Annotated in this window: 18 protein-coding genes and 1 riboswitch; of the genes, 16 read left to right on the top strand and 2 right to left on the bottom strand. The window is 63.1% G+C overall.

The features are described from left to right. Positions 1 to 9: 9 nt before the first annotated feature. Together ABI796_RS19390 and mscL are read right to left on the bottom strand one after the other, a co-directional pair. Positions 10 to 945: an amino acid-binding protein gene (locus ABI796_RS19390; protein WP_141284255.1), complete on the bottom strand. Its 936-nt coding sequence runs from the start codon at positions 943 to 945 to the stop codon at positions 10 to 12. A 292-nt stretch (positions 946 to 1,237) separates the two neighbouring features. Then, positions 1,238 to 1,711 carry a large conductance mechanosensitive channel protein MscL gene (gene mscL / locus ABI796_RS19385; RefSeq protein ID WP_141284253.1) on the bottom strand — a complete coding sequence of 158 codons (474 nt, stop codon included), beginning with the start codon at positions 1,709 to 1,711 and terminating at the stop codon, positions 1,238 to 1,240. A gap of 171 nt (positions 1,712 to 1,882) precedes the next feature. After that, positions 1,883 to 1,981, top strand: a riboswitch (glycine riboswitch). 148 nt (positions 1,982 to 2,129) lie between these two features. Between mscL and gcvP the strand changes: the two genes are divergently transcribed. From gcvP to ABI796_RS19305, 16 genes are all read left to right on the top strand, one after another. Continuing rightward, positions 2,130 to 5,000 carry an aminomethyl-transferring glycine dehydrogenase gene (gcvP, locus tag ABI796_RS19380; protein ID WP_141284251.1) on the top strand — a complete coding sequence of 957 codons (2,871 nt, stop codon included), beginning with the start codon at positions 2,130 to 2,132 and terminating at the stop codon, positions 4,998 to 5,000. 11 nt (positions 5,001 to 5,011) lie between these two features. Further along, positions 5,012 to 6,148 carry a glycine cleavage system aminomethyltransferase GcvT gene (gene gcvT / locus ABI796_RS19375; RefSeq protein WP_141284249.1) on the top strand — a complete coding sequence of 379 codons (1,137 nt, stop codon included), beginning with the start codon at positions 5,012 to 5,014 and terminating at the stop codon, positions 6,146 to 6,148. An 84-nt stretch (positions 6,149 to 6,232) separates the two neighbouring features. Continuing rightward, a complete protein-coding gene (gene gcvH, locus ABI796_RS19370; protein WP_090821801.1) occupies positions 6,233 to 6,616 on the top strand; it encodes a glycine cleavage system protein GcvH in 384 nt (127 codons plus the stop codon). Continuing rightward, positions 6,613 to 7,932 carry a serine hydroxymethyltransferase gene (glyA, locus tag ABI796_RS19365; protein ID WP_141284247.1) on the top strand — a complete coding sequence of 440 codons (1,320 nt, stop codon included), beginning with the start codon at positions 6,613 to 6,615 and terminating at the stop codon, positions 7,930 to 7,932. The genes gcvH and glyA overlap by 4 nt, the downstream gene beginning before the upstream one ends. A gap of 202 nt (positions 7,933 to 8,134) precedes the next feature. Continuing rightward, on the top strand, positions 8,135 to 9,547 hold the full coding sequence (locus ABI796_RS19360) for an L-serine ammonia-lyase (protein WP_344761925.1): 1,413 nt from the start codon (positions 8,135 to 8,137) through the stop codon (positions 9,545 to 9,547). Positions 9,548 to 9,667: 120 nt separating this feature from the next. Next, on the top strand, positions 9,668 to 10,687 hold the full coding sequence (lipA, locus tag ABI796_RS19355; protein WP_344761923.1) for a lipoyl synthase: 1,020 nt from the start codon (positions 9,668 to 9,670) through the stop codon (positions 10,685 to 10,687). Positions 10,688 to 10,956: 269 nt separating this feature from the next. After that, positions 10,957 to 11,088, top strand: coding sequence for a hypothetical protein (locus ABI796_RS19350; protein WP_281283990.1), 132 nt, complete (start codon positions 10,957 to 10,959; stop codon positions 11,086 to 11,088). A 208-nt stretch (positions 11,089 to 11,296) separates the two neighbouring features. Beyond that, positions 11,297 to 11,749 (top strand): hypothetical protein, encoded by a 453-nt coding sequence (locus ABI796_RS19345; protein WP_141286606.1) that lies wholly within the window; start codon positions 11,297 to 11,299, stop codon positions 11,747 to 11,749. 128 nt (positions 11,750 to 11,877) lie between these two features. Continuing rightward, a complete protein-coding gene (locus tag ABI796_RS19340; RefSeq protein WP_141286604.1) occupies positions 11,878 to 12,753 on the top strand; it encodes a hypothetical protein in 876 nt (291 codons plus the stop codon). A gap of 1 nt (position 12,754) precedes the next feature. Beyond that, positions 12,755 to 13,330 carry a hypothetical protein gene (locus ABI796_RS19335; protein ID WP_246095912.1) on the top strand — a complete coding sequence of 192 codons (576 nt, stop codon included), beginning with the start codon at positions 12,755 to 12,757 and terminating at the stop codon, positions 13,328 to 13,330. Continuing rightward, complete coding sequence (locus ABI796_RS19330) at positions 13,327 to 14,586, top strand: hypothetical protein (RefSeq protein WP_246095911.1); 1,260 nt, start codon at positions 13,327 to 13,329, stop codon at positions 14,584 to 14,586. Before ABI796_RS19335 ends, ABI796_RS19330 begins: the two co-directional genes overlap by 4 nt. Positions 14,587 to 14,762: 176 nt before the next feature. After that, entirely contained in the window at positions 14,763 to 15,827 is a 1,065-nt protein-coding gene (locus tag ABI796_RS19325; protein WP_170224988.1) for an FUSC family protein, read from the top strand. Between the two features lie 96 nt (positions 15,828 to 15,923). After that, positions 15,924 to 16,421, top strand: a complete 498-nt coding sequence (locus ABI796_RS19320) for a MarR family winged helix-turn-helix transcriptional regulator (RefSeq protein WP_246095910.1) — start codon at positions 15,924 to 15,926, stop codon at positions 16,419 to 16,421. A 79-nt stretch (positions 16,422 to 16,500) separates the two neighbouring features. After that, entirely contained in the window at positions 16,501 to 16,902 is a 402-nt protein-coding gene (locus ABI796_RS19315; RefSeq protein WP_141286600.1) for a hypothetical protein, read from the top strand. After that, positions 16,899 to 17,867 carry a serine/threonine-protein kinase gene (locus ABI796_RS19310; RefSeq protein ID WP_141286598.1) on the top strand — a complete coding sequence of 323 codons (969 nt, stop codon included), beginning with the start codon at positions 16,899 to 16,901 and terminating at the stop codon, positions 17,865 to 17,867. Before ABI796_RS19315 ends, ABI796_RS19310 begins: the two co-directional genes overlap by 4 nt. A 74-nt stretch (positions 17,868 to 17,941) precedes the next feature. Next, on the top strand, positions 17,942 to 18,202 hold the full coding sequence (locus ABI796_RS19305; protein ID WP_141286596.1) for a GlsB/YeaQ/YmgE family stress response membrane protein: 261 nt from the start codon (positions 17,942 to 17,944) through the stop codon (positions 18,200 to 18,202). The last annotated feature ends 32 nt before the right edge of the window (positions 18,203 to 18,234 follow it).

Raw genomic sequence — 18,234 nt, 5'->3', positions numbered from 1 at the left:
TCGCAAACCCTACAGCCTGTTTGGAGACAGACGGGAAGCGGAAGGCGTGTGCGCCAGGATCTCCGCGAGTTCTGCCAGTCTGTGGGCGCGTGCCGACTCGGCCGGGGAAAACGGTTCGCCGGGCCGGGAAAAGACCAGCGGACCGTGCCACGCCGTCGGAATTTTGAGGGTGTCGGCGGAAAGCCCGACGCCGGTGGTCGCCTCCGGTGTGGAGTGTTCAGGATTGAACGGGACTACTTTTGCGGACAGGAGCTCGGCGACGACCAAGGGGAGCTCCTGCGGGTTGCCTGCGACGCGGGTTGCAAGGCTCAGGGCCTTGGTTTGCCCGTCTGCCATGGCCAGAGCTGTGGTGGGCCAAACATGTGACTCATGCCCGCCGCCGTCGTGAAGTGCTTTCAGAAGTTCCTGCTCCGTGATTTCGCCCGGGGTGGAGAGAACGAACTCGTCCATCACCCGTTCGTTGGACGCGGATGCCGTGGATGCAGCGGATGCAGCGGAGAGGTCAGGCTGGACGCGGCCTGTGCCGGCCACCGGGTGGACGTGGAGGCTCAGGATGTTGGCGTCGATCTTCGCAAGGGACTGGGTCATTTTCTGCAAGGACCCTGGCTGGTCCAACAAGATGGTTCGGGCGCGCCACAGCGCTGGAGCGAGGTGCAATTTGTGCCGCTGGCGGAGTGCCGGCGCGTGCAACCAGCGTCGCAGGACCTTGGCCGCTGATGGTTCAGCCACCCAGATGACCAATACCGTGGCGGTGACCGCCAGCAGCAATACCTTGGCCACGTAGGGCAAATGGGTGCCAACCACTGCCGCATGAACCAGCAATTCGATGGGAAGCATGACTGCGATGTTCGCGAGCGTGAGCCGCGCCTTGGAAGCTTCGGGCAATTGGCCGCAAACGTCACAGAGGAGATCCGCGGTGACGGGAGTGCTCGGGATGGGCTTCATGTTCTCATGCTGCCCTGACCGTGTTTCAAACCCGTTGCCCTGGAATCACGTTCTGGGGTCAGGCCGGTGAATAGTCAGGCCGGTGAATAGTGAGGCCGGTGAATAATCTGGCCTGGAGCGTGCGTTCCCTCCCGGTTTGTGCCCTTCTGACGGCGTTCTCAACGCGAAAACCCGGCATCCTCGCGTTGAGGATGCCGGGTTTTGACTTGGTAACCGGGCAGGAGCGTAACCGTGCACGAGCGTAACCGTGCAAGAACGGCCGGGCCGGGGAGCCTGCCGGGTGTTGCCTGCTCTAGCGAGTGCGGTCGGAATCGAGCTCGCTGTCCAGGGTGGAGTCCAGATCCGAGGCGCGATCGGAGCGGTGGGCCGCTGCTTCCTTCAGGAGATCGCGGATTTCGGCCAGAAGGGCAGTATCTGCGGGAAGGGGCTCTTCTTCAGGCTCCTCGGTAGCAAGGCGGCTCTTCACCAGGGAATTGATCTTGTTCATGGGCGCTACGAAGATGAAGTAGACCACGGCGGCTGTGATCACAAAGGTCACAAGCGCGGTCAAAACAGCACCGAAGTTGATGAACGTGGCGGGGTTGTTGTCCCAGATCCTGAAGCCGAGTCCGTCAGCGTTCATGCCACCGGCGGCGGCGATCACGGGATTGATGATGTTGGTGGTGAAAGCAGCAACGAGAGCGGTGAACGCACTGCCGATGACTACGGCAATGGCCAGCTCGATCACGTTGCCGCGAAGTATGAAGTCCTTGAAACCCTTAAGCATGGATAGTCCTCCGTTTTTGGTGCGGGTGTCTGGCTCAGCAGAGTTCAAACTACCACTCGAAGGTTTCAGGAACTTGTCACAAGGGCAGGGATGTTGACACACCTTGCTTGCGCTTTTTCAAAACAACCCGCTATGGTGTGAAGCGTGTCACTGAACGTGATGCAACGCTTTTGATCTGCGGCGGGAGAGTCCTGCCGGTACATCCAGTCAGGCGCCGTAGGAGCAAATCCTCCCCAGGAATCTCTCAGGCCCATGTACCGCCGCGGTTAGGCAACTCTGGAAAGCAGTCCGGGTAACCGGGCTCACCGACGGTGCAAGCAGGCAGCCATTCCTGCGGAATCTCTCAGGTCCAATACAGAGCGGGGAGGAACCCCACATCATCGAGCGCTCACTGGGCGCCTGAATCATGGAGTTCCTCTTGACTGTTCAATCAACCCCCACCGCCTTCGCGGACCGGCACATCGGCGCTCGCCGCCAGGCTGATGTTGACACCATGCTCAAGGCCATCGGCTACGACTCTGTCGACGGCCTGGTAGAGGTCGCCGTCCCCGATTCCATCCGCCAGGAAACTGCCCTGAAGTTGCAGGACGCCCTCACCGAGGTGCAGGTCCTCGCCGAGCTCCGGAAGCTCGCGTCCAAGAACAAGACCGCCGTCCAGATGATCGGCCAGGGCTACTACGACACTGTGACGCCGCCCGTTATCCGCCGCAACATCCTGGAGGCTCCGGCCTGGTACACGGCTTACACTCCGTACCAGCCCGAAATTTCGCAGGGCCGCCTTGAGGCTCTCCTGAACTTCCAGACCATGGTGCAGGACCTCACCGGACTCCCCGTGGCCAATGCTTCGTTGCTGGATGAAGCCACCGCTGTTGCTGAGGCTGTGTTGCTGATGCGCCGGGCCAACAAGTCCAAGACGGCCAAGGACGGCAAGACCGTCCTGGACGCTGACCTCCTCCCGCAGACCATCGCCATTGTGAAGGGCCGCGCCGAGGCGCTCGGCTTCGAGGTTGAGGTCACCGACCTCAGCGCGGGTCTTCCCGACGGCGAGATCAACGGTATTGTCCTGCAGCAGCCTGGCGTTTCGGGCCGCGTTTTCGACCACACGGCCGTGATTGCCGACGCCAAGGAACGCGGTGCGCTGGTGACGGTCGCCGCGGATTTGCTGGCGCTCACCCTCATCACGCCCCCGGGCGAGCAAGGTGCGGACGTCGCCGTCGGAACCGCGCAGCGTTTCGGTGTGCCGCTGTTCTTCGGCGGCCCGCACGCTGCCTACATGGCCGTCCGCGAAGGCATGGAACGCACGCTTCCCGGCCGCATCGTGGGCGTCTCCAAGGACAACGCCGGCGTACCTGCTTACCGCCTGGCACTCCAGACCCGTGAGCAGCACATCCGCCGCGAGAAGGCCACGTCCAACATCTGCACCGCTCAGGCGCTGCTTGCGATCGTCGCCTCCATGTACGCGGTGTACCACGGTCCCGAGGGCCTGAAGGCGATCGCCGAAACAGTCCACGGACACGCCCGTGTTTTGGCCTCGGCTTTGCAGAAGGCCGGCCGCGAACTGGTGTCCGAGACGTTCTTCGACACCCTCACAGTCCGCGTTCCCGGCAAGGCGGAGAAGGTCATCGCCGCCGCCGAAGCCCGCGGCATCAACCTGCGCTTGATCGATGCTGACACTGTTGGCGTGTCCGTTGATGAAACCACGACGCCGGAGGTCCTCTCCGCAGTAGCCGTCGCCTTCGGTGCCGGCCCGGTTGGGCACGCCGCAGGGTTCGAATTGCCCGCATCCGTGGTCCGCACGTCGGATTTCCTGCAGCATCCGGTGTTCAACACGCACCGTTCCGAGACGCAGCTGTTGCGCTATATCCGCAAGCTGTCAGACCGGGACCTCGCGCTGGACCGCACCATGATCCCGTTGGGCTCGTGCACCATGAAATTGAATGCGACTGCTGAGATGGAAGCGATTTCCTGGCCGGAGTTCGCCTCCATCCACCCGTTCGCTCCTGACCACCAGACGGCGGGTTGGCGTGAACTGATCGAGGATCTTGAAGCGGACCTGACGGAGATCACCGGCTATGACCAGGTCTCCATTCAGCCCAACGCCGGTTCGCAGGGCGAGCTGGCGGGCCTGTTGGCTATCCGTGGCTACCACCATTCCCGCGGTGACCAGCAGCGCACGGTCTGCCTGATCCCGGCCTCGGCTCACGGGACCAACGCGGCCTCTGCTGTGCTGGCTGGCATGAAGGTTGTTGTGGTGGCAACGGCTGCCGACGGCACCATCGATCACGCCGATCTGACGGCCAAGATCGAGGCCAACAAGGACGTGCTGTCCTGCATCATGATTACTTACCCGTCCACGCACGGTGTGTACGACGCTGATGTCCGCGACGTCTGCGATGCCATCCACGCAGCCGGTGGCCAGGTCTACGTCGATGGCGCCAACTTGAACGCCTTGGTTGGCTTGGCCCAGCCGGGCAAGTTCGGCGGGGATGTGTCCCACCTGAACCTGCACAAGACTTTCTGCATTCCGCATGGTGGCGGCGGGCCGGGCGTTGGGCCGGTTGCTGCGAAAGCCCATTTGGCGCCGTTCATGCCGGGCGACGCGAACAAGGCTGTGCACGAGGAAGGTCATGGCGTGGCCATCTCCGCTTCGCGTTATGGATCCGCCGGTGTGCTGCCGATTTCCTGGGCTTACGTGAAGCTCATGGGCGGCCAGGGACTGACGGAAGCCACCAAGTCCGCGCTGTTGGCGGCCAACTATGTTGCCTCCCGCTTGGATGAGCACTTCCCCGTTTTGTACACGGGCGAGGGCGGACTTGTTGCCCACGAGTGCATTTTGGACCTCCGCGAACTGACCGCGCGCACGGGCGTTACTGCCGAGGATGTGGCCAAGCGCCTCATCGACTTCGGCTTCCACGCCCCCACCCTGGCCTTCCCGGTTGCGGGCACCTTGATGGTGGAGCCCACCGAGTCCGAGGACCTGGCCGAGATCGACCGCTTCATCGAAGCCATGATCACCATCCGGGCCGAAATCGAGCAGGTGGCCGGCGGTGATTTCACTGTTGAGAAGTCGCCGCTGCGCAACGCACCGCACACGGCTGCCGCCGTCGTGAACTCCGATTGGGACCGTGACTACCCGCGTGAGCAGGCCGCGTTCCCCGTCCACCACCTCAAGCAGGACAAGTACTTCCCGCCGGTCGGCAGGATCGACGGCGCCGCAGGTGACCGGAATCTTGTGTGCTCCTGCCCGCCCCTCGAGGCGTTCGAGAACACTGCTGACTTCGAAAACTAAGGACTCCTGACATGTCTGAGAATTACACCGCTCTTTACGAGCAGCACAAAAAGGCCGGCGCCTCTTTCACCGATTTCGGCGGCTGGCAGATGCCCCTGAAGTACGAGTCCGAGCTCGCCGAGCACCACGCGGTCCGCAAGACCGCCGGCCTGTTCGACCTCTCCCATATGGGCGAAGTCTGGGTCAGCGGCCCGGACGCGGCCGCCTTTCTGGACTACGCGCTGGCGGGCAAACTGTCCGCCGTCGCGGTGGGCAAGGCCAAGTACTCGCTGATCTGCAACGCAGACGGCGGCATCATCGATGACCTCATTACCTACCGCCGCCCCTCTCCCGAAGAAGGCGTGGACAGTTACCTGGTGGTGCCCAACGCGGGCAACGCGAAGGTAGTTGCTGCTGCGCTGAAGGACCGTTCGGCCGGGTTCGACGTCGTGGTGGAAGACGCTTCGGCAGAAACCTCGCTGATCGCTGTGCAGGGTCCGAATGCCGAGGCGATCCTGCTTGCTCTGGTTCCGGCAGAGCAGCACGCGCTGGTCACCGAGCTGAAGTACTACGCGGCCGTGGAGGTCTCCATCAACGGGCAGGACCTGTTGCTGGCCCGCACTGGGTACACCGGCGAGGACGGCTTCGAAATCTACCTCCCCAACGTCGATGCTGCTGGCCTTTGGGAAGCTTTGCTCGACGCCGGCGACGGCCACGGTCTCATCCCCGCCGGACTCGCTGCCCGCGACTCCCTGCGACTGGAAGCCGGGATGCCCCTGTACGGCAACGAGCTTTCCCGCCACGTCAACGCCTACGCTGCAGGGTTGGGCCCGGTGGTTTCCCTGGCCAAGGAAAGCGACTTCATTGGCCGCGATGCACTGACAGCCATCAAGGCCGCCGGCGTCGGGACCACTCTGGGGCAGAAGCTCGTGGGCCTCAAAGGCACTGGACGTCGTGCAGCACGCGCCCACTACTCGGTCCTCAAGGACGGCTCCCTGATCGGCGAGGTTACTTCCGGCCAGCCGAGCCCGACGCTCGGTTACCCGATCGCCTTGGCGTATGTCGACGTCGAGCATTCCGAGCCGGGCACCACCGTGGACGTCGACCTGCGTGGCAAAGCCGAGCCGTTCGAAGTAGTGCAGCTCCCGTTCTACAAGCGCCAAAAATAGGAGTTTTTGTACACATACCGCCCTTATAAGGCCCGTTTAAGGGCCTCACATGTACAAAAACTCGAAGAGAGAGAAGGAATTGGAATGAGCAAAGTAGTTGCTGAATTGAAATACTCGGCTGAGCACGAGTGGGTTGCCGTCGATGGGGACGGGCCGGTGGGAATCGGGATTTCCGCGGTGGCCGCTGATGCCCTGGGCGACATTGTGTATGTGGACCTGCCCGAGGTTGGCTCCACAGTGACCGCAGGCGAGACGTGTGGCGAGGTGGAATCCACCAAGTCAGTCTCGGACCTGTACTCACCCGTGACCGGTGAAGTGACAGAGATCAACGACGCCGTCGTCACCGATCCCGCGCTCATCAACAACGATCCCTACGGTGCCGGCTGGTTGTTCAAGGTAGCCGCAACGGAAGAAGGGCCGCTGATGTCGGCCGAAGAATACGCTGCAACGAACGGTGGAGAACTGTGAACCCGGTATCTGTAACTGAGTACCAGCAGGTGGTGTCGGCGTCGCTGGACGCCCAACTGTCCGAGCTGGATCCGGAGATCGCGGCGAAGATCGACGACGAACTGGCTCGCCAGCGCGATGGCCTGGAAATGATCGCGTCCGAGAACCACACCGCCGTCGCCGTGATGCAGGCGCAGGGTTCGGTACTGACCAACAAATACGCCGAAGGTTACCCGGGCAAGCGCTACTACGGTGGCTGCGAGCACGTCGACGTGATCGAGCAGCTGGCCATCGACCGAATCAAGGCCCTGTTCGGTGCCGAATACGCGAACGTCCAGCCGCACTCAGGTGCGCAGGCCAACGCCTCCGTGATGCACGCACTGATCAAGCCCGGCGACACCATCATGGGCCTGAACCTCGCCCACGGCGGACACCTGACCCACGGAATGCGGATCAACTTCTCCGGCAAGCTCTACAACGTGGTCCCTTACGGCGTCCGCGAGGACACCCACACAGTGGACATGGCCGAGGTTGAGGCCTTGGCGCAGGAACACAAACCGGCACTGATCGTTGCCGGCTGGTCCGCATACGCGCGGCAGCTGGACTTCGCTGAATTCCGCCGGATCGCCGACTCCGTGGGCGCCTACCTCATGGTGGACATGGCCCACTTCGCCGGGCTGGTGGCCGCCGGGCTGCACCCGTCCCCGGTCCCGCACGCTCACGTCACCACGTCCACCACGCATAAGACCCTCGCCGGTCCGCGCGGCGGCATCATCCTCTCCAACGACGCCGACATCGCCAAGAAGATCAACTCGGCCGTGTTCCCGGGCCAGCAAGGCGGACCGCTGGAGCACGTCATCGCCGGCAAGGCCGTGGCGTTCAAGATCGCTGCCTCGGAAGAATTCCGGGAACGTCAGGAACGCGTCCTGGCAGGCTCCCGTATCCTCGCCGAGCGATTGATCCAGCCCGACGTTGCCGCCAAGGGCATCTCCGTTGTCTCCGGCGGAACCGACGTGCACCTGGTGTTGGTGGACCTGCGCGACTGCGAACTCGACGGCCAGCAAGCCGAAGACCGACTCGCCGCGATCGACATCACGGTCAACCGCAACGCAGTCCCCTTCGACCCCCGCCCGCCCATGGTCACTTCCGGTCTCCGGATCGGCACCCCGGCCTTGGCAACGCGCGGCTTCGGGGAAGCGGCCTTCCGTGAGGTAGCGGACATCATCGCCGAAGTACTGATCGCCGACGCCGACGCGGACCTCTCCGGGCTGCGTCACCGCGTAGAGGTTCTTGCTGCGGCCCACCCGCTCTACCCGGGGACAGCGAACCTGGGCTGAGCCTCTTGGGTTGGCCCGTCGGAGCTGGCATCCTCCGCGGGCCCCGTCTAGCCGATTCGGGGGTTCCCTGCGGGAGGTGCCGTGCGCACGGCATGTTTGGCAGGGAACCCCCGAAATGGCGGGGCAGGGTCTTTGTGGGGTCCGCTCCGTTTGTTTGGGGGCGGGGCGGGTTCTATTCGTTATACGTCGTTAGGAAATGACCATGGCCGTTGGGGTCTTCGATCTGTTTACTGTGGGTATTGGCCCGTCGAGTTCTCATACTGTGGGGCCGATGTGTGCTGGGGCGGTGTTTGCCGGTGAGCTCAAGGACGCTGGTGTCCTGGGTTCGGTGGCGTCTTTGCGTGTTGATTTGTATGGGTCGTTGGCCGCGACGGGTAAGGGCCATGGGACCATGACGGCTACGTTGCTGGGTTTGGAGGGGTACCACCCCGAGCTGATCCTGCCTGAGGAGGTGGAGGAGCGGCTCGCGGCGATCGCGGAGACGGGTGTGTTGAATCTGGCGGGTGCTTCCGGTGGGGGTGTGGAGGTGCCGTATGCGGTGGAGGACATGATTCTGCATCCGTTGACGGTGTTGCCGCGGCATACGAACGGGATGAAGTTCGCTGTTTCCGATGCCCAGGGGAATGTGTTGCGGGAGGCGACGTTCTTCTCGGTGGGTGGTGGGTTCATTGTCCGGGAGGGTGAGGAAGACGCGGCCCGGGAGGATCTTGAGGAGTCCAAGAAGGAGTTGCCGTTGCCGTTCAGGACGGCGGCGGAGTTGTTGGGCAGGTGTGCGTCCAAGGGTTTGGGGATCAGCGACATCATGTTCATCAACGAGCGGGCGTCCCGGTCTGAGGAGGAGATCCGTGAGGGTCTGTTGCATATCTGGGCTGTGATGGAGGCCTGTGTTGAGACCTCGTTGAAGCGTGAAGGTGTGTTGCCGGGTGGGTTGCGGGTTCGTCGTCGTGCTCCGGATTGGTTGGAGCGGCTCCTGAAGGAGGACAAGGACCGGAACGATCCGAAGTACTGGCAGGAGTGGGTGAACCTGATCGCGTTGGCGGTCAATGAGGAGAACGCCACTGGTGGCCGGGTGGTGACGGCGCCGACCAATGGTGCTGCGGGGATCATTCCGGCGGTGTTGTATTACGCGTTGAATTACGCGCCGGGGATGGATCAGGCGACGCAGCAGGACCGGGATGATGTGGTGGTGAAGTTCCTGCTCGCTGCTGGTGCTGTGGGTGTGTTGTATAAGGAGCAGGCGTCCATTTCGGGTGCTGAGGTGGGGTGTCAGGGTGAGGTGGGGTCGGCGTCGTCGATGGCTGCTGCTGGTCTGGCTGAGGTGATGGGCGGTACACCGGGTCAGGTGGAGAACGCTGCGGAGATCGCGATGGAACACAACCTGGGGCTCACGTGTGATCCGATCGGGGGGTTGGTGCAGATTCCGTGTATTGAGCGGAACGCGATTGCTGCGGCGAAGGCCATTAACGCGGCGAAGATGGCGTTGTGGGGCGATGGAACACACCGGGTGTCCTTGGACGAGGTCATTGTGACCATGCGGGAGACCGGCAAGGACATGTCCCACAAGTACAAGGAAACCGCCATGGGCGGACTCGCCGTCAACGTCGTCGAATGCTAAGTGGCACACCACCATGCATTGTGGGGTCCGCTCTGCGCGATTGGACGCTCTTGAAGGGCGCATAGCGGGCCTCACAAGGGACCGCACGCAGACTGCTGATAACAAACCAGAAGGAACGTCATGACACTCGCCCCTGAAGGCCGTAAGTTGCTGCGCGTTGAGCAGCGCAACTCGGCTGTCCCGGTTGAACGTAAGCCTGAGTGGATCAAAGCCAAGGTCCAGATGGGCCCGGAGTTTGTCCAGCTCAAGAATCTGGTGAAGAAGGAAGGCCTGCACACGGTATGTGAGGAGGCCGGCTGCCCGAACATTTTTGAGTGCTGGGAAGACAAGGAAGCGACGTTCCTGATCGGCGGGTCCGAGTGCACCCGGCGTTGTGATTTCTGCCAGATCGATACGGGTAAACCCTCCCCGGTGGACATGTTCGAGCCCACCAAAGTGGCCCGCAGCGTCCAGGCCATGCAGCTGCGGTACGCCACGGTGACCGGGGTGGCCCGTGATGACCTGGCCGATGAAGGTGTGTGGTTGTACGCCGAAACGGTCCGGAAAATCCATGAACTGAACCCGGGCACCGGGGTGGAGCTGCTGATCCCGGACTTCTCCGGCAAACCCGAGCACATCGCGGCGATCTGTGACTCCAAGCCCGAGGTATTCGCGCACAACGTCGAAACCGTGCCGAGGATTTTCAAGCGGATCCGTCCGGCGTTCCGGTACGAACGTTCCCTGGACGTCATCACCCAGGGCCGGGATCTGGGCATGGTGACCAAGTCCAACCTGATCCTGGGCATGGGCGAGACCCGCGAGGAAATCTCCGAAGCCCTCCGGGACCTGCACGCCGCCGGCTGTGACCTGATCACCATCACCCAGTACCTGCGCCCGTCCGAGCGACACCTGCCGGTGGACCGCTGGGTCAAGCCCCAGGAGTTCGTGGACCTCCAGGAAGAAGCCCAGGAGATCGGCTTCCTCGGTGTCATGTCCGGCCCCCTGGTCCGGTCCTCCTACCGTGCCGGACGTTTGTGGGCCACCGCCATGCGGAAGAAAGGCCGGGACATCCCCGCCGAGCTCGCCCACATCGCCGAGGGCATCCAGGACTCCGGCACCACCCGCCAGGAAGCCTCCACCATCCTCGCCGCCCACGCCTAAACACACCCGCCCACGCCCAAACACGCCCCACGCCCAAACACGCCCCACGCCCAAACACGCCCCACGCCCAAACACACCACAGCAGCAGCGGCTGGGAAAGCTGCAGCAGTACGACGACGGCTGGTTACCTCTTGGAGGCGACCGGCCGCCGTCGGGGGTTAAGCGGGCGTTGGCCGGGGTGAGCAGCCCTGACGCTGCTTGCCGAGGGCTCCTTGAATGAACTCCTCAGCAATCGAACACCAGCGCAGTTTTTGCTCAAGATGGGCACAATGTTGACGCAACGGCCATGGCATCCCGGCGCCGGCAGGCTCACAGACCCTGTCCACCCTGTGGACACCGGGCTGGAAGGCGAGTACTCGCTGCCGTGCCGTGGCCGCTATGAGCAGCGGCCATCCGAGTAGTCGCTCTGCAAAAACTGAGTACCCGCATGGTACGTGCAGGTATGTCCCGGCCCATGTTCGAGCCCAAAAGTTGGGTAGGCCGAATCGTAGCCAGCGTCCTTGTGCTGACGGAACTATTGGGGGCATCGCTTCATCCGACCACCACGGATCGGATGCTGGGGGTTGCGAGGCGGGCCCCCGGGACGTAGATCAACCAAGGAGTCTTACCATGCGCAAGCTTTCCAAGAAGAGCCGGATCACAGCAGCCGTAGCCGGCGTGGCACTGGTGGCAGTGGGCGGCGGAGCTGCCTACGCCTACTGGACCACCACGGGTTCGGGCAGTGGCGAGGCCACCAACTCTTCCGGCGGCGGCACGGTTACGTTGCACGCCAACTTTGCGGGCGGCCTGGCACCGGGCAACCAGGTGAACGTGACGTACACGGCCGATAACTCCACCACGTCCAGCACCGTGGTGGGTGCCCTGAACGCCAGCGTCACCACCAACGTGGCTGGTTGCCTGCCCGCGTGGTTTGAGGTCACTGCCGACACGTCGAACACCCGCGTGGCCGCTAACTCGACCGCCACCACCGTGGGTTCGGGCGTGCTGAAGTTCAATGATGAAGCCGTCAACCAGGACGCCTGCAAGGGTGCAGTGGTAACGGTCACGGTCGGCAGCGTCTAAGACTGCACGCGATCGGTCCACCACCGAACGCGATGGACGGCGCCGGGGGCCATCCCGCTCATGATGGCCCCCGGTTAGCCCGTTCCCGCCTTTTCTCCTCCGCCAATAACGTCCGAAAAGAGCTTTGAATGGACCACCGGCCAGAGCGCCCAGCGCCCATGCATCGAGTCCGCATTCCACTGCCTGCGCTGCTTTTGGCGCTGGTGGTGGCTGTTGTGCCTGTTGCGGCGCTGGCGGCGAGCGGGAACCAAGCTGCCGGCACCCAAACTGCCGGGACCCAAACGAGCACCAGCCAGGGCAAGGTCAGCAAGGGAATCTCCGTGACGCTCTCACCCTCCAGCCGCACCGTAGATCAAGGGCAGTCGGCCTCGTTTACGGTAGCCGCGACGTCGGTAGGCGGTTTCGCGGGTCCTGTGACCTTCGCGGTTACGGGACTGCCGGCAGGAGCAGCGGCCAGCGCGTCGCCGTCGTCGGTCAGTCTGGCGGCCGGAAGCACCGCACAGGTAACTTTGACCGTTTCCACGGCGACAACCACTCCGGTTGCCAAAACCGACTTCACGGTCAAGGCAATGAGCGGAACCACCGTGTCCAACACGGCGCCAGGTCAGCTGCAGGTTCTGGAGGTCAAGCGGACTTTCGGCGTCACAGGCACTGTCCTGGGGCCGTTGGCGCCCGGGACAACACAGCCAGTGGACCTGAAAATCAACAACAGCAACGTCAGGGCCATCGACGTCAGCAACCTCTCTGTTTCCATCAGCCAGGTGGTCCGGACCCCTGCCGCTGTAGCGGCCAACATGCCCTGCACAACGGCCGATTACAAGCTCACGCAATACTCCGGTACGTACCCGCTGACGGTGGAACCGGGATCCCGGTCACTTTCCGGAATGGGTGTGAGCCAGGCCAAGTGGCCGCGGATCACCATGCTGGATACGGCGCAGCTTCAGGATGGTTGCAAAGGTGCCACCCTCCGACTCACCTACTCCGGGACGGGACAGGCGAACTGATATGAACATCTTCCGCTCGCCCCTTAACGGCTCTGACCGTCACCGCGCCGTGCCAGTCAAAGCGCCGGTTAAAGTGCCGGTCAAAGCCCCGGCAAGGTCCGGAAGGCTTGCCCGAACTGCGGCTGTAACAATCGCTCTCTGTGTTCTGGGCGGTGCAGGATCCGCCTACGCTTACTGGACTTCCGCCGGCCTGGGCAGCGGATCGGCCACCAATGGCACCATGCAGGACGTCACGGTGGACGCACTCGTCCCGGGCGACACCCTGCAGACCAGCCTGGTCCCGGGAGGAACGGCCGACGTCATCCTCCGCGCCACCAACCCGAATCCTCACTCGGTCACCATTTATGGTTTCGCCGCCAACGGCCCCGTGACTGCCGACGCCGCCCACCTGGAATGCTCCACCACCGGGGTGGCGTTCGCGCCGCCGCCTGCGCCGCTGAACCCGTCCCTGACCATCCAGGCGAACAGTTCCATTCTGGTGACGCTTCAGGGGGCGGCCAGTATGGACGCCGCTTCTGATTCTGCCTGCCAGGGAGCGCAATTCAGCATCCCCGTGGCACTGGAGGTGCGCAAGTGAGCCGGCGTGGTGAAGCCTCACGGGTGAGTATGGGGCGCTGGAACCGCTTCATGGTTGTGGTGTTGGGCATCCTCCTGGTTTCCTGGGGAGGCCCGGCTGCCAGCGCATTCTGGGGTTCGCTCACCTCAGGCCCGGCAGCGGCAAAGGCCGACGCCCTGGCCCAGGGTGCCAAGCCTGCCACCGCTGTCAACGGCACCACCGTGACTCTCACGTGGGCGGCAAGTACGACGACGGCGGGCCGGCCCGTGACCGGTTACAGCATCGCCCGCTATGGTTCCGCCACTGGTGGTATCCGTGTGCCGGCCACGGGCGGATGCGCTGGAACCGTCACTGGGCCCGGTTGCGTGGAATCCAATGTCCCGGCGGGAACCTGGTACTACTCGGTCACTCCCTTGCTTTCGGCCTGGCAAGGTCCGGAGAGTATCCGTAGCGACGTCACAGCCCCGGTGACGGATACCACTGCGCCTCTGGCTCCTGCGGTGACAGCTCCTTCATATGTTCATCAGGGGAACGTGGCGGGCGTTCCAGTGAGCGGCACGGCAGAAGCTGGATCAACCGTGGTACTTACGGTCACCGGTGCCGGGGCCCAGCCCTTGACGCAAACCATGATGGCAAACGGTTCTGGAAACTGGACAGCAGCACCCCTGAACCTGAGCGCTTTTTCTGAAGGAGCCATCAGCTACTCGGCGCGTGCCACGGATGCGGCCGGCAATACCGGTCCGGCAGGCACGGCAGCGTCCACAAAGGACGTGACAGCGCCGACGGTGACCAACGTCCAACTCAACAACTTCTCACTAGGTGTCCTGGGCAGGATCGACAAGGGAGACTCGCTGACCATCACGTTCTCCGAGGACATCCGCGGCACCAGCATCTGCAGCACCTGGCCGGCCACAGGCACGCAGACACTGGGCAACGGTGGCCAGGTAGCGGTCCATATTGACCAGAATGATCTCCTCACAGTCACTGCCGGGGGATGTGTACTCAACCTGGGCACGGTCTTCCTGGGCGCCGACTACACATCAACAGCCCTGTCCTTCTCCGGCAACGGAATGGGAAATGGAACTACGCCCAACTACTCCTCCCTGGCGTGGAGTGGCAACCGGATCACCATCACCCTTGGTGCCGGGCCAAGCAGCGCCGGCACGGTGGCCTCCACGTCCGTCTTCCCGACGTACACACCGGCTTCCGGGCTGACTGACACGGCAACCAATCCCCTGGTTCCGGGTTCTGTTTCCGGTACGCCCTCCCGGTTCTAGGAGCATCGGCTCCACCCGTGGGCCGCAGATGTGCCGCAGATAGTGCCCCTCAACAGTGATGAGGGGCACTATCGGTGCCCAATGACGGGGTTGCCCAAAATCACGGGCGTAACCTTGAAGCGGACGCCAGCGCCGCCGTCGTACGTTTGATCCTGCGACGAAAGGCGAGCCGCCCCTTGAAGGCTGTAGCGGAAATGTTCACGATGGGTCCTGGGAACAAGGACCACCATCCCGCACTCCGCTGCGCAGTAGGTGTGTTTGTTCCGCTGATCACGTTGACGCTGCTGGGACGGCTGGATCTGGCCGTTTTTGCCTCGTTTGGCGCGTTCACCGGAATCTATGGCAGGAACGAACCCCACAGCGTGCGTTTCCGCAGCCAATTGCGCGCCGGCGGCTTCATGCTTTTGATCATTCTGTTGGCAACGCTCATGGCCCGCGCGGCTCACGCCGGAGGCCTCGATGGTGCCGCGTATTCCTGGCTGTTAACGGCTGCCACCACTCTTGTGGCCGGCGCGTGCTCCGTAGTGGTGGCAGCGTGGCGACTCCGCCCTGGCGGCTCGCTCTTTCACATTTTCGCCTTCGCCGCCATTGCCTCGATCACGGTCCAGCCTCCCCTGTGGGAAGCGATGCTGGTGGCGGTGGGCACTACGGTTTTTTGCTTGCTGATTGGCATGTCAGCCCGCGTCCTCAAGAGCCACAGGACTCCGTGGAAGCGTCCTCCACCCATCCGCCACACTCCGGCCGAGCGGCGGGCGATGTGGCTTGAGGGTGGCGGCTACCTGATTGCTGCGGGCTTGGCGGGAACCATCGCCACGCTGGTGGGGGAGCGGCTCGGGTTCGGGCACACGTACTGGGCCATGGTGGCAGCCGTTGTTCCGTTGGTGGGCCACTCCACCCGGCACAGGGTGAGCCGGGGCATCCAAAGAATCGCGGGAACGGTGCTCGGGCTGGTGTTGCTCGCAGGCATTCTTTGGCTGAATCCCGCGCCGTGGGCAATGGTGTTGGTGATTGCCGCATGCCAGTTCGGAGCGGAGATGTTCATAGCCCGCCAGTACTTGGTTGCCCAGGTTTTTGTGACGCCGTTGGCGTTGATCGCCACTCTTTTGGCTGCTCCGGTTGACCCGGCTTTGTTGCTGAGGGACCGCATCATCGAGACCGTCATTGGCGCCGCCGTGGGTGTTGCCGTGGTGGTGGCTCCGGCGCTGTGGCGGTGCATGCGGGCAGCCGAAGAGGTGGCGTAGCCTCAGGCCAAAGTCACGGTGTCAGCACTGCGGGAACAAATCACCTAGTATCAATTGGTTAGACAAGCGAGATACATGTCTACCAAAGGACCGGTGATGAGCGACAAAAGTGAACGTCAGGGCTATTGGTACGGGCTGGAGAGCCGCAAGCAGATGGGTGCTGTGGACGTGCTGAATGCCCTCAGGGACTACCGCTCTGCTGAGGCTGACATGCGTCGGCGAACGCAGGCTGCCATGGGCATGGGGGAGACGGACCTCATGGCGCTTCGCTATCTCCTGGAAGCTGAGCGTGCGGGCAGGGATGTTGGCCCCAAGGAATTGACCGTCCGCCTGGGCATGACTTCTGCTTCCATGACGTCCCTGGTGGACCGTTTGGTCAGGTCCGGCTACGTCACCCGCGAGCCGCACCCCACTGATCGGCGCGCCCTTATTCTCAAGCCCACCCCCGGCTCGGACCAGGAAGTCCGCAGCACCCTGGGTGATATGCATGCCCGAATGATGGAAGTTGCAGAGACCTTGAATCCGGAGGAATCAGCCGTTGTGGTGGACTTCCTGAGGCGCATGCGCAGCGCGATTGACAGTGTGGCTCCGTAACTCCGACTGGACTTAAGTAGTAAGTACACATATAACTAGATAGCCAAGCTACTTACTAGGGAATGTGTGGGAGAGAACGATGACAGTCGCGCTGCGTGAACCAAGCTCCACACCAGTGGCTGAAAACACCGTGGACATTGTCCCGGAGCAAGTAATTCCCCAGGGGCCCGTCCACTGCGGTTCCCATATGGCCATTTCCGCCGGTCCATCCTACGACTCCATGCAGTGGGTCGCGGTGGAACCGATCTGGCCGGAATGGGCCTGCGGCTGCGGGTTCCGTATGGACATTGACGCCCTGGACCCCGTGAGCGGCGTATGGATCGCGGCCCTTCGGCGCCAGAGCCTGCAGCACGAGCTGGCAATCGCCCAGAACACGCTTCAGCTGGCGTTCAAAAAAGCGGTCGACGCCGGCGTCGACCCCCGCGCTTTGGCCGAGGTGACCGGGGTCCCGGCCACCGAAATAGACTCCCTCCTCCAGTGACGCTCCTGGAACGGGCGGCTGTCCGCGCTGATCGCGGGGCCGTTTGTACTGATCGTGGGGCCGACTCCACTGATCCCACCGGTGCGAGGGACATTCCAACGGCGCGCCGCGCCGCGGTGGCGGCGCCCGCCAATACCAGCCAGCCCGCTCCGGTGCTCGGAGGCCGCTACCGGCTCGGCACCCAACTGGGTGGGGGTTCGGAAGCCTACGTCAAAGAGGCCTTGGACCTTGTTACAGGCAAAACGGTGGCAGTCAAGATTTTCAGGTCAACGGACTCCGGGGGCAGCGCCCCTTTTCGGCGCGAGCTGGATATCCACGGACGTTTACGGCACAGGAATATTGTCCGGGTTCTTGGCTCCGGCACCACCGTGGACCCGGCGGAAGCAGGCCGGCATCAGGAACACCGGAACTACGTGGTGATGGAACTGGTGGGTGGCAAGGACCTGCGCGGGATCATGCAACACAACCAGGCGTCCCCGGAACAGACCGCTGCGTGGATGACCGACGTTGCCCGGGCCTTGGCCCACGTTCACCGCAGGGGAATTGTCCACAACGACATCAAACCGGGCAACATCCTGGTGGACTTCGCTACCGACCCCCAAGGGCACGGAACAGCCAAACTGGCTGACTTCGGAATCGCCCTCAAAGGACGCCACGGCGCTCCCAATTCTTCGTCGGGCACACCCCACTACCTCAGCCCCGAGGAGGTTTGCGGCGGAGCATCCACATCCGCCAGCGATATCTACTCCTTGGGCCTGGTTGCCCTCGAATGCCTGACCGGAACCAAAGCGTTCCCAGGCCCTCCTCTTGAGTCCATGGTGGCAAGGACTCTTGGGGAACCCAGACTTCCCGGCACGGTTCGGCGGCGTTGGTCCATGGTGCTCCATGCCATGACTGATCCCCGTCCTGCCGGCAGGCCGTCTGCCAGCCAAGCCGTGGGCATGCTCCGACGCCTCAGCTGGTAGCCAACAATCAGGCAGATAGCGGCATGCGTCCTTGTGCCGAACTGGGGCCTCCTTTATGAAAGAGAGAATGAAAAATGGGAATTATCGGTTGGATCATTTTGGGTTTGATTGCAGGCGCAATTGCAAAGGCCATCATGCCCGGTAAGCAGGGTGGCGGCTGGCTCACCACCCTCCTCCTCGGCGTTGTAGGCGCCGTTCTGGGTGGCTGGATCGGCAGTGCGCTGTTCAAGGTGGGCATCAACGAGTTCTGGTCGCTTTCCACCTGGCTGCTGGCCATTGGTGGCGCTCTGCTGGTCCTCATCAGCTGGGGCCTGTTCACGCGCAAAAAGGCGTAACTGCCACGAGCCCAAGAGGCCCCGATGCTCCT

The sequence above is a fragment of the Paenarthrobacter aurescens genome (genome assembly GCF_041549525.1).
Taxonomy (GTDB): domain Bacteria; phylum Actinomycetota; class Actinomycetes; order Actinomycetales; family Micrococcaceae; genus Arthrobacter; species Arthrobacter aurescens.
The sequence above is the reverse complement of the archived record's forward strand: the minus strand, read 5'-3'. Positions and strand labels throughout refer to the sequence as shown.